Origin of the sequence: uncultured Anaerofustis sp., assembly GCF_938029165.1 — a bacterium.
Classification (GTDB): Bacteria; Bacillota; Clostridia; order Eubacteriales; family Anaerofustaceae; genus Anaerofustis.
This window is the reverse complement of sequence record NZ_CALHFB010000021.1, coordinates 23,235-34,364: the sequence shown is the minus strand read 5'-3', so window position 1 is coordinate 34,364 and position 11,130 is coordinate 23,235. Positions and strand designations below refer to the sequence as shown.

Genomic DNA, 11,130 nt, shown 5'->3' with positions numbered 1-11,130 from the left:
GTACCCCGCTCGCCGCGGTGGCTTAGAGCTTCGCTAAAAGGGATATTAAACTTACGAAAGTCATTCACCCGCATATTACCTAAAAGAGATTACATATTCTTTTTTAAAGATAAAAAAGAATGAAAAAATCTCCGCTAACCGCGGAGGCTAATCTTCGCTAAAAGGGATATTAAACTTACAAAAGACTATCATATACTAATTACCTAAAAAAGTTATTTATTTTATAGTTAATGACGACTGGTTTTTATATAATAAAATTAAATATATGAAGTACATTCAATAACATGAATTCTTAGTTCATTGTACAATATATTTGCTTTAGAAATATTTGTGAACCCGACTTAAAAATATTTAAAGGAGTACGGTACGAAACTCCACAAAAGCTCGTATGAAGAACAGACATTAAATAATGGTATAACCCCTAATATATTTAGTTGTATAGAATAATAAGTCATGATATAATCATTAAAAATACATAAGCGAGGTAAAGATATGATAGACGAAGCTTTGGAAATCATCGAAGATTATTTGGACGGTGAAAGCGATACCGATGATTTTAAGACCGACATCGGGGTACTTGTGGATATGGACTATTCGGATATGAAAGAAGAGAACGAAGAAGCAGCGGACTTGATAGCAGAAGACTTACTGGGTGTACTAAACGACCATGAGGACGGGAGCTGTTTGATGACTTTCATGGAAAAGGTAAGCGATGTTTACGAACGTATAAAAGAGGTGTTATAAAGGAAATTTTTTTACTTTCTTTTATAGGGATATAATTTCAGCAGGAACTCTATGAGTTTATTTAATATGTACGGTAAAAAGGATAACAAACGAACTTTTATGGTAAAATTCTTACGAAAATATAATAATAAAAATTTATTATGTTTTATGAATTATTGAAGGATGACGGGGTAAAAGCGGCAGTGAGACTTGACGGTCATTCCTTTACAAAAAACAAAAATTATGATAATATAGGTCATAATATCAATAACGGGAGGATATTATGAAGCCAAAAACGAGACAGCTGATAGCGAGGATAATAGTTGTAATTCTTGCTATGTTAATGGTTTTAGGCGCCGTATCGCCTTATATTTGGGGAGCAGAAAAATATAAAACTTACACAAACGAAAAGCTTCATGTCAGCATGAAGCTTCCTTCTTCTGCGAAGAAAGACATGGAAAAACTGAGCGAAAACGCAAGAGAATTCCCCGTTGATTTTTATTTGACGGCGAGAATTGTCTACGGTGACATATACGAAGATACTTTAAGCGAAAAAAAACTTTCCAAAGATGAACTCCTAAGAGAAGAAGTCTATATCGAAAGTCAGTATACAAAAGATACATGGAACGATAAAAAATATATCACAAAGTATTTTAAAGATATTCTGGGAGATGCGAAGAGCGAATACTCTTTTGAAATTTCAAAGTCAAAATTAAGCGGGATACCGGCTTGGAAATGTTATTATAAAGGTAAATCCACAAAGAGTGCGGGGTATTATTATCTGACCGTCACCAACGGGGGACTTTACGTGTTACAGCTCGACTGCTACTTAAAGAGCCTTTCTAATTATAAAAATACTATAAATAAAATAAAAGACAGTTATAAGATAACAAACCTTGTCGTTCCGGACGCTGCGGAGATAGCCTCGAAGAAAAAGGCTTTGGCAGCAGAGAAAAACAACGAAAAAGCTATAGACACAGAACAGCCTAAGGAAGAGACACAAAAAGAAAATACTTCTGCGGCAGTGACCAATACCGAAACCGAGGGGGAATCCGTTTTCGGATATTTTCTCGGAGGAGCGATACTTCTTGCAATAATCGCAGGGATAGTGATTTATATCCTAAGGCAGAAGAAATACAAGAAAATGAAGAAAAAAAGAAGAGAACTTAGAGTAAAAAGGAAAAATAACGATAAAATAGAATAGAAAATGATAAAAAGAAGTTTTAAACTTCTTTTTATTTTAATATAATAAGGGTAAAGATATAAGGAGAGGAAAAAATGGGATATTGGCAGACCAGAGGGCTCAGAGGAAGCGACTTTGAAGATTTGATAAACAGAACCAACAAAGAATATTTTGACGACGACCTTGCAGTCGTACAGAAGATCCCCACTTCTATCAAGCCGGTAAAGCTTGATAATGAAAGAGGTGTAATTTCTCTCGCATATTTTGACGAAAAGAGTACGGTAGACTATATGGGAAATGTTCAGGGCATACCCGTTTGTTTCGACGCAAAGGAAACGACCCATAAATCCCTTCCCATAGCGAATATCCACTCTCATCAGGTGGAATTTATGGATAAATTCGATATGCAGGGCGGTGTCGCATTTTTACTGGTTCACTTTAGTAAATTTGATGAATATTATATTTTAGATATGAAAACTCTTATCAAGTATTATAACGATTCGCAAAACGGGGGAAGGAAATCTATCCCCTATGAGGCATTCAACAAGGACTTGGAAATTTTTACGGACATAAAATATCCTCTCCACTATTTGGAAGGGATAGGTACATATCTTGAGATGAAGGAGAAGGCAGATGATTAAGCTTATATTAGACGGCAGAAAAAATATAGAAGTTAAAGAAGGGACAACTATTGAAGACATAGTTCACTTAAGTGAAAATCACAGGCTTGTAGTCGGAGGACTTGTCAACAATGTAGTGGAGAGTTTGAATTATGAATTTAAAAAGGACTGCAACTTTGAGTTCGTCTATATAAATTCATCTCTCGGAAAGAAGATTTACGAAAAGACCCTGCTGTTCCTGCTTGCGGTAAGCTCAAAGCAGGTCTTTAAGGACAGGGAGATCTCCATAGGATATTCTCTCGGCGGAGGAATCTTTTTTGAATACACCGACGAAAGCGACTTGAGCGAAGAAGATATAAAAAAGCTCAAGGCTGAGATGAAAAAGATAATAGAAGAAAATTATGATATAAATAAACTCAAAGCTACCAGAGAAGACATGAAAGCTTCCATAGACAAAAATATATTCCTTACCAACAAAGAGCTGGTAGACTGCCTGAGAGACGGGATACTCACTTTATACGAGCTTGGAGGGGCTTACGGATATTTCTACGGAGACCTTCTTCCTTCCACCGGGTATTTAAAAGTCTTCGACATAATCAAATACAATCACGGAGCAATACTTCTCGGATGTGACAAGACTCACCCGGATAAGGTACATGAATTTTTCGATAATCCGAAACTCTTTGAAGAGTATGAAGAGTTCGATAAATGGCTAAAAGATGTGGGAGTGACAAATATTGCCTCACTCAATAAAAAAATCGAAAACAACGAAATAGAGGAGCTTATACTGGCAAGCGAAGCCAGACATGAATACCTTATAGCAAAAGCTGCGGATAAGATTATCACCTCAAAGGATAAAAAGAGGATAATCCTGATAGCAGGACCTTCATCTTCGGGAAAAACCACCACATCGAAAAGACTTCAGACTCATTTGATGGCAAGAGGCCTAAGCCCCGTTACCATAGGTCTCGACGATTATTTCCTAAACAGAGACATAACTCCTAAGGACGAAGACGGTAAGCCTATGTACGAATGTTTGGAAGCCATTGACGTCTCATTGTTCAACGAACATCTCTTAAAGCTAATAAACGGAGAAGAAGTGGAGATACCTATCTTTGATTTCCATACAGGAACAAGAAAGAAGTTCGGAAGAAAAATCAAAGTCAGCGAAAACAATCCTATAATAATAGAAGGTATACACGGGCTTAACGAAAGGCTTACTGTTTCCGTACCCGATAAGGATAAATTCAAGATTTACATCTGTCCTTTTACCGTAATGGGAATAGACCAGTATAACAGGATAACCACATCAAAAATAAGGATGCTGAGGAGGATAGTAAGGGATACTCACGCAAGAAGCAAAAAAGCGATAGACACCATAAGCATGTGGGAAGATGTGAGAAGCGGAGAAAAAGTAAACATAATCCCGTACAGAGAGCAGGCGGATTATATAATAAATTCCACTTTGCTATACGAGATACCTATCCTTAAAAAGTACGCTTATCCTCTTTTACAGGAAATAGGAAGAGATGAAAAGTATTACTACGAAGCAAGACACTTACTCGACTTTTTATCCTTCTTTAGGACCATAGAAGACGAAGAATATATCCCGGGAGTTTCGATTTTAAAGGAATTCATCGGGGGAAGTTTTTATGAATAAAGATAATAAGGGCTGTCCGCCCTTAAGAACCCGACCATTTTTGTCCAAAGCAACAAAAATGGATTAAATGCTTCCACTCAATCGCCGTGGTGGCTTATAACGCTACTGGATTTCCTCAAAAAATCTCCCCGATTTTTTGGGAACAGTCGCTATCCCGCCCCCAATTCAAATGAAACTTTTTTAATAATTAATGAATATCTAAATAACAAATATAAAAAAAGAATGCGACTGCATTCTTTTTTCTATCTTCTCTTTTGTAATTGTGTTTTGACAAGCCTCAGATTTTCTAATAAAAACTCTTTTTCATCTTTCGTACAATCCCTGAATATCACGTCTATTTCCGTTATCGGAACATGCCTTGTCTTAGTTCCGAAATTTATCCCCAAAAATTTTATCAATGCTGATATTTAGTACATTAGAAATATTCAAGACAGTCTGGAGCGATGTCTTTGTATTTCCATTCTCTATGTGACTCAAATGGCTCACCGATAAATCCACAGCTTCTGCCAACTGCTCCTGTGTAAGCTTCTGTTTTATCCTCTGTCTTTTTAACTTTTCTCCCATCATTAAATAGTCTATTTTCATTTCTTTCCTCCTACATTTTATTAAATATTTATCTTACTTTATAATACTATATTTTTAAATGTAAAATAAGCTATGCAGACGTAGCATACGTCAACATATATTATGTTTTCATATAAAAAATAAAATTTCAAGAAATTGAAATATTGTGTAATATTTTTTCTTGCGATGTAAATACTTTACTTATAGAAGAAAAAAATCAGAGGACAGATGATATGAAAATTTCAAAAATCGTTTATAAAAGAATAACCGAATTATTAAAAGAAAAAGGCACAAACATAAATAAATTTTGCAGAGAACATCAAATGCCTACGACCAGTATTTACAGCATAGGAGACGGGAAGTCTTCTTCGCCGTCATTAAAACTTATAATTAGATTTTGTGATGCTCTCGACATAAGCTTATATGAATTTTTTGATTATGAACCGTTTAAAAACAGGGATTATGATCAGGAAAAATAAATAATAAAAAAGAACCTTCGTTTTCCCCTTGGGTTCTTTTTTTATGTAAATATATTAAATATTCTATTGAGTGCAATATGCGTAGGCGCAGCTGTCGTTTGGAAAAATTGCGGGTTTCTTTTGAATACTACCCGCATTTTGTGAAATAACCTATATCCCGCACATTACCTTAAAAAGTTTTATCTTTTATTTAAGGTAATAAATCTTTTAGGTAATTTGCGGGTGACTTACTGAAGTAAGTTTAATATCCCTTTTGCCGAAGGCTTAGGCACCGCGCCTAGCGGAAGAACTTTTATCCCTTTTTTGTTTCTTCGGACAAAAAAGGGCGGATTGTAAGGCAGAGCCTTACAGAATTTGGGGTGCGGGGCGAAACCCCGCAGAGTTTCCTAAGGGACGGAGTCCCTTATATAGGGTTTTAGGGGCAAAGCCCCTGATATTTGTTTCTTTAAAAAGAAATTAGTGAAGCCTTTTACCCCCGAGCCTTGTGAAATCTCTGTAGAATTCTTTGTAGTAGTTTGGCATTGCGGAGGGTACTTTTGCTTTTATGGGGCTTAGTGCCTGCCTTGAAACCGCACACAGTGCAAATATGCTTTCGTGAAGCTTCAAGTCGTTTACAGTACCGCCCTTTAACATTTCCCTTCCTCTTATGATAAGGTCTCCTCCGAAGATGAAGCTGTCGCCTCCGACGGAGTTTATCGCGTGTACCAAGTCATTTGCTGCAAGGGTATCTTTTATGTAGATGTCCTCTACATTTTTAAGCTTGCTGGTGCCGTCGGCAACGCTCGCTATCACTGCAAGATACGGCATTAAATCGGGTACTTTGCTTATGTCTATATTAAAGGCGTTTATCCTGTTCGGTCTTGCTATTATATCTCCTTTGGGGCTTGCCAGTATGTCTATGCCTATTACTTTTAAAATATCCAGAAGTTTTTTATTGTCCTGCCTGCTTTTTAGGTTCAAATCCTTAACCATTACCTTATGACCGAGAGCACTTGCTGTTATCCATACACTTGCCATGGTAAAGTCGTTTTCTATTGTTACATTACATGGTTCATATTTTGTATTTATGATATCGAACTCTTTAAAGTTTTTGTTTTTTACGTCTATTTCAAAGTCCTTTAATATTTGAATGGTCCTGCTTATATAAGCCTTATCTTTTATCTCTCCGAGGATAATCACTTTAGAGGCTCTGTAGGCTCTGGGAAGCATTGAGAGAAGTGTGGATAAACATTCCTTTTCGATGTCGGCTCTTATATAAAAAACGGATTTATCAATACTCGTCTTTATTTTTATGGGATATTCACCTTTTTCCATTTGGATTTTTGTAAATCCCTTTTCAAAAAAGAGGCTGTAGAATGAATTCAAAGGATTTTGTATGATAACATTCTTATATTTAAGATTGAATTTAGTCTTGGATATAAGCAAAATGGGCGCAAAAGTCCTAAGCAGATTTAAGTTGTTCCTAAGGTCTATTTCTTTTAAATCTATATCAAAAGGATATGAACCTTTTATCCTTAAAGTCTTTCTTTTTCCCTGATATTCGTCTACGGTTATACGTGCCCCCAGCAGACTTAATATATCCAGTATCTCCTTAGTTTCTTTATCGAATAAAACATTGTTTATAATACTTGTTTCGCTCGTGAAAAGGGAACATATCAAATATCTTTTTAAGTCTTCCAAAACCGGTTTAGCGGTAACTTTTCCGTTTAAAATCCTGTTATCAAGTGTTATTTCCATTTTTACCCCATAATCCCATTTTAAGATTTTACTTAATTTTACTATTTTTAAATCAAAATATCAATTATTTAATATATTTTTAATATTTTCTCCATATCGTAATTACTTTATGTTATAATATTTTCGCAGAGTAGATAAGATGCGTTAAGTGTTAAAGGATGGGAAGTTGCCTTTAAACGAAAACGAAAGTTGCGGTATCTTGTCGCGTCCGCTGTATATTTCATTTAAATATGTCATGAATAGCGGAGCTTTGTCTAGTAATACTTAGGAGGTAAGAAGTATGAATAGAGCAAGCTCTAGTTTAGTTAGTACGAGAAAAATCGTTTTCGCGGGACTATTAATTGCAATGGGGATAGTACTGAAGATGTTTGAAATCAGTGTGACACCTAATTTCAGGATCGGATTTACTACCGTTCCAACGATTTTTTCGGGGATACTCCTTGGACCGATTTATGGTTTTGCCATAGGGTTTTTGTCTGATTTTATTCAATTCGTTATAAAGTCGGACGGAGGTGCGTTCCACCTCGGTTTTACCCTCACAAGCGCCCTATACGGACTCATTCCCGGACTTATTGCAATGATGGTAAAAAGGAAAAACATCGAACTTAGCTTAAAACATGTTGTACTTATAGTAGTACTGTGTGAAGTAATATGTTCGATAATTTTAAATACCGCATTCCTGATTCAGATGTACGGTTACGCTACGATAGCTATGATACCGCAAAGGTTGATAAAAGCCGTAGTCATGATTTTTCTAAACAGTGCAATAATTTATTTTCTATATAATAATACTAAGAACAAAATAAAGGTTTAAGGAGAAGGATTTAAAAATGGGTTACAAAAGTGATATTGAAATTGCTCAGGAAGCAAAGATGGAAGACATCAGAGAAGTGGCAAAGAGAATAGGTTTAAGCGAAGACGATATAGAACTTTACGGAAAATATAAAGCAAAGGTAGACTACAATGTTTTAAAGAGGACTGAAGACAAAAAAGGAAAACTTATCCTTACTACTGCTATCAACCCCACTCCTGCGGGAGAAGGGAAGACCACTACCACCATAGGTGTTGCAGACGCCATAAGAAGGTTGGGGTACAGCACTATAATGGCACTTAGAGAACCTTCTCTCGGACCGGTGTTCGGTATAAAAGGCGGAGCTGCCGGAGGCGGATATGCTCAGGTCGTTCCTATGGAAGACATCAATCTTCATTTTACCGGTGATTTACATGCTCTTACTGCGGCTAACAATCTCCTTGCGGCTATGATAGATAATCATATCCAGCAGGGCAACGAGCTTAATATCGACACGAGAAGGATAGTTTGGAGAAGAGCTATCGACATGAACGACAGACAGCTTAGGAATATCGTCTGCGGTTTAGGCGGAAAAGTAAACGGGACACCTCGTGAAGACGGATTTGATATAACCGTAGCAAGCGAAGTCATGGCTATATTCTGTCTTGCCAATAATATCACAGATTTGAAAGAAAGACTGGGTAACATAGTTGCCGCATATGATATGGAGGGTAAGCCCGTTACAGCGAGAGATCTAAAAGCCAACGGAGCTATGGCGACACTTCTAAAAGACGCTTTAAAACCTAATTTGGTACAGTCTTTGGAAGGAACTCCCGCTTTTATTCACGGAGGACCTTTTGCGAATATAGCTCACGGCTGTAACAGCGTTATCGCTACAAAAATGGCAAGGCATTTTTGTGATTATGTAGTAACGGAAGCAGGTTTCGGGGCAGACCTCGGGGCGGAAAAATTCCTTGATATAAAATGCAGGCTTGCAGACCTTAAACCCGACGCTGTAATAATAGTTGCGACGGTAAAAGCTCTTAAATATAACGGGGGAGTAAGCAAGAACGACCTTGGCAAAGAGAACTTGGAAGCTCTTGAAAAGGGACTTCCTAATTTACTCAAACACGTTGACAACATAAAGAATGTGTTCGGACTTCCTTGTGTTGTTGCTATAAATAAATTTGTCAATGATACCGATGAAGAAGTAAAACTCATTGAAGACAAATGCAGTGAGCTCGGCGTAAACGTAGTATTAAGCGAAGTTTGGGAAAAAGGCGGCAAAGGCGGAGAAGACCTTGCAAAAGAAGTTATAAGGCTTTGCGATGAAGAAAATAACTTTAAATTCTCTTATGACACTGATTTAAGCATTAAAGAAAAAATTGAAACGATAGCAAAAAAAGTATACGGAGCAGAGGGCGTTGACTTCCTTCCAAAGGCTAAGAAAGAAATGGATAATTTTGAAAAATTAGGTTTTGGAAATATGCCTATCTGTATAGCTAAAACTCAGTATTCACTTTCAGACGACCCAACAAAACTCGGTAAACCGGAAGGTTTCAGAATAACCATCAAAGATATGACCGTTTCTGCGGGTGCGGGCTTTATAGTAGCACTTGCGGGAGACGTTATGAAAATGCCGGGGCTTGGAAAAGAACCCGCTGCATTTAAAATTGATGTCGACGAAAACGGAAAGATATCGGGATTATTTTAGAAGTATTGTTATAGAAAATAAAACTTATTTTAAAGACCGTGAAAGCGGTCTTTTTTGTTTATGATTTTAAATAATCGTGTAGTGATATTTAGAATTTAAAAATTCAAGGTTCAAAAAATTAAGCAGGTTTTGCGTTTGGATTTTATGAGAAGCAGAGTTGGATTATATGATTTATCATTAAAGGCTTTAAATATAAAAGGGGCTGAAATATTTAAATTTTAATGGGTAATATTTGATTAGAAAATTATGTTTTAAAGTAATATTGATTGTTTTTGCAGGGGCAGGAGTGGAGAAATTCTTGAATTGAGTTGATTGGGATTTTAACGTGAATATAGGTTGGTTAGGGGCGCGGAATCTGCCGAAGGCAGGCGTAGTGCCCCGTAAGGTAAATAAAAAAGCTCCCATATGGGAGCTTTTATTTTATCTTATCTGTCCGCTGCCGGTAATAACGTATTTTATTGTAGTAAGTTCATTAAGTCCCATAGGTCCTCTTGGAAGGGTCCTTTGAGTCGCTATACCTATTTCGCTTCCGAAACCGAATTCTTCACCGTCTGTAAATCTTGTTGAAACATTCACATAGACACATGCACTGTCTATTTTTGAAGTAAATAAATTCATGCTTTCGATATTTTTTGTAACTATGCATTCGGAGTGCTTTGTTGAATATTTATTGATATGATTTATCGCTTCTTCTATGTTTTCTACAATTTTTACTGCGATTATATAATCGTTGTATTCTGTCTTGTAATCTTCTTCGGTGGCTTTTTTTGCTTTGCTTCCGAGGATTTTTACAGTCCTTTCATCTCCTCTGAATTCCACATTATGTTCTTTGAGCTTACTATATATAAGAGGAAGGACTTCTTCTGCTTTCTTTTCATGAATTAGAAGTGTCTCCAATGAATTGCATACGCTTGGTCTTTGTGTTTTCCCATTGTCTGTCAAATCAACAGCCATATCGTTATCGGCAAATTCATCTATATATATATGACAGTTTCCCGCTCCCGTTTCGATGAATGGAACAGTTGCGATATCTTTTATAGACCTTATCAGTCCCGCACTTCCTCTTGGGATCAATACATCTATATATTCCGTAAGCTTAGCCATTTCGGATACATATTTTCTGTCCGTGTCGGAAACCAGCTGGATTACATCGTGATTGAGTCCTGCTTTTTTTACGGCACCCCTCATTACTTCTACAAGCCTTGTATTTGTATTTATCGCTTCTTTACCGCCTCTTAGGATACATGCATTGCCGGATTTTAGGCATAAACATCCCGCGTCGACCGTAACGTTCGGACGTGATTCGAATATTATACCAACGACTCCGTAAGGGACTCTCTTTATTACTATCTCCATTCCGTTTGGTCTTTTGGATCCTCCCGAGATAACTCCCACAGGATCTTTTAAATTGATGACTTTATCTATAGAATTTGCTATGGCTTTTATTCTGTCTTCGTCAAGAGTAAGCCTGTCTATCATGGACTCTTTCATCCCATTTGCTTTGGCATTTATAATATCTTCTTTGTTAGCTTTAATGATACTTTTCATGTTGCTTATGAGTTCATTTTTGATGCACTCAAGAGCTTCGTTCTTTTTGTTTGTATTCAAATCGCTTATGCTTCTGCCTGCTATCTTAGCTTTTTTGCCTAAACTGTTCATA

At 36.7% G+C, this 11,130-nt stretch carries 11 protein-coding genes and 1 riboswitch; of the genes, 8 read left to right on the top strand and 3 right to left on the bottom strand.

From position 1 onward, the window contains the following. The first annotated feature begins 492 nt into the window (after positions 1–492). The 5 genes from Q0516_RS02400 to Q0516_RS02380 all read left to right on the top strand — a co-directional run bounded on the left by Q0516_RS02400 (position 493) and on the right by Q0516_RS02380 (position 4,186). Complete coding sequence (locus Q0516_RS02400) at positions 493–744, top strand: hypothetical protein (protein ID WP_257481181.1); 252 nt, start codon at positions 493–495, stop codon at positions 742–744. A gap of 140 nt (positions 745–884) precedes the next feature. After that, positions 885–1,010 carry a hypothetical protein gene (locus Q0516_RS02395; RefSeq protein ID WP_299237299.1) on the top strand — a complete coding sequence of 42 codons (126 nt, stop codon included), beginning with the start codon at positions 885–887 and terminating at the stop codon, positions 1,008–1,010. Continuing rightward, the gene (locus Q0516_RS02390) at positions 1,007–1,927 is read left to right on the top strand and encodes a hypothetical protein (protein ID WP_294468342.1); all 921 of its coding nucleotides are present in this window, start codon (positions 1,007–1,009) and stop codon (positions 1,925–1,927) included. The genes Q0516_RS02395 and Q0516_RS02390 overlap by 4 nt, the downstream gene beginning before the upstream one ends. A gap of 74 nt (positions 1,928–2,001) precedes the next feature. After that, on the top strand, positions 2,002–2,547 hold the full coding sequence (locus Q0516_RS02385; RefSeq protein ID WP_294468339.1) for a Holliday junction resolvase RecU: 546 nt from the start codon (positions 2,002–2,004) through the stop codon (positions 2,545–2,547). After that, positions 2,540–4,186 carry a nucleoside kinase gene (locus tag Q0516_RS02380; RefSeq protein WP_257481178.1) on the top strand — a complete coding sequence of 549 codons (1,647 nt, stop codon included), beginning with the start codon at positions 2,540–2,542 and terminating at the stop codon, positions 4,184–4,186. Before Q0516_RS02385 ends, Q0516_RS02380 begins: the two co-directional genes overlap by 8 nt. 363 nt (positions 4,187–4,549) lie before the next feature. Here Q0516_RS02380 and Q0516_RS02375 read toward each other — a convergent pair whose 3' ends face one another. Then, positions 4,550–4,771: a helix-turn-helix transcriptional regulator gene (locus Q0516_RS02375; protein ID WP_294468336.1), complete on the bottom strand. Its 222-nt coding sequence runs from the start codon at positions 4,769–4,771 to the stop codon at positions 4,550–4,552. Positions 4,772–4,983: 212 nt separating this feature from the next. Between Q0516_RS02375 and Q0516_RS02370 the strand changes: the two genes are divergently transcribed. Further along, positions 4,984–5,229, top strand: coding sequence for a helix-turn-helix transcriptional regulator (locus tag Q0516_RS02370; RefSeq protein ID WP_007050005.1), 246 nt, complete (start codon positions 4,984–4,986; stop codon positions 5,227–5,229). A gap of 456 nt (positions 5,230–5,685) precedes the next feature. Here the strand turns inward: Q0516_RS02370 and Q0516_RS02365 are convergent, their stop codons facing one another. Next, positions 5,686–6,966, bottom strand: a complete 1,281-nt coding sequence (locus tag Q0516_RS02365) for a hypothetical protein (RefSeq protein ID WP_294468334.1) — start codon at positions 6,964–6,966, stop codon at positions 5,686–5,688. 124 nt (positions 6,967–7,090) lie between these two features. Then, positions 7,091–7,182: riboswitch (THF riboswitch) on the top strand. Positions 7,183–7,246: 64 nt separating this feature from the next. Between Q0516_RS02365 and Q0516_RS02360 the strand changes: the two genes are divergently transcribed. Both Q0516_RS02360 and Q0516_RS02355 read left to right on the top strand, forming a co-directional pair. Next, positions 7,247–7,780 (top strand): folate family ECF transporter S component, encoded by a 534-nt coding sequence (locus Q0516_RS02360; protein WP_294468332.1) that lies wholly within the window; start codon positions 7,247–7,249, stop codon positions 7,778–7,780. A gap of 16 nt (positions 7,781–7,796) precedes the next feature. Beyond that, entirely contained in the window at positions 7,797–9,470 is a 1,674-nt protein-coding gene (locus Q0516_RS02355; RefSeq protein ID WP_257480576.1) for a formate--tetrahydrofolate ligase, read from the top strand. A 420-nt stretch (positions 9,471–9,890) separates the two neighbouring features. Here the strand turns inward: Q0516_RS02355 and Q0516_RS02350 are convergent, their stop codons facing one another. Then, the gene (locus Q0516_RS02350; protein WP_294468347.1) at positions 9,891–11,129 is read right to left on the bottom strand and encodes a glutamate-5-semialdehyde dehydrogenase; all 1,239 of its coding nucleotides are present in this window, start codon (positions 11,127–11,129) and stop codon (positions 9,891–9,893) included. Position 11,130 lies beyond the last annotated feature (1 nt).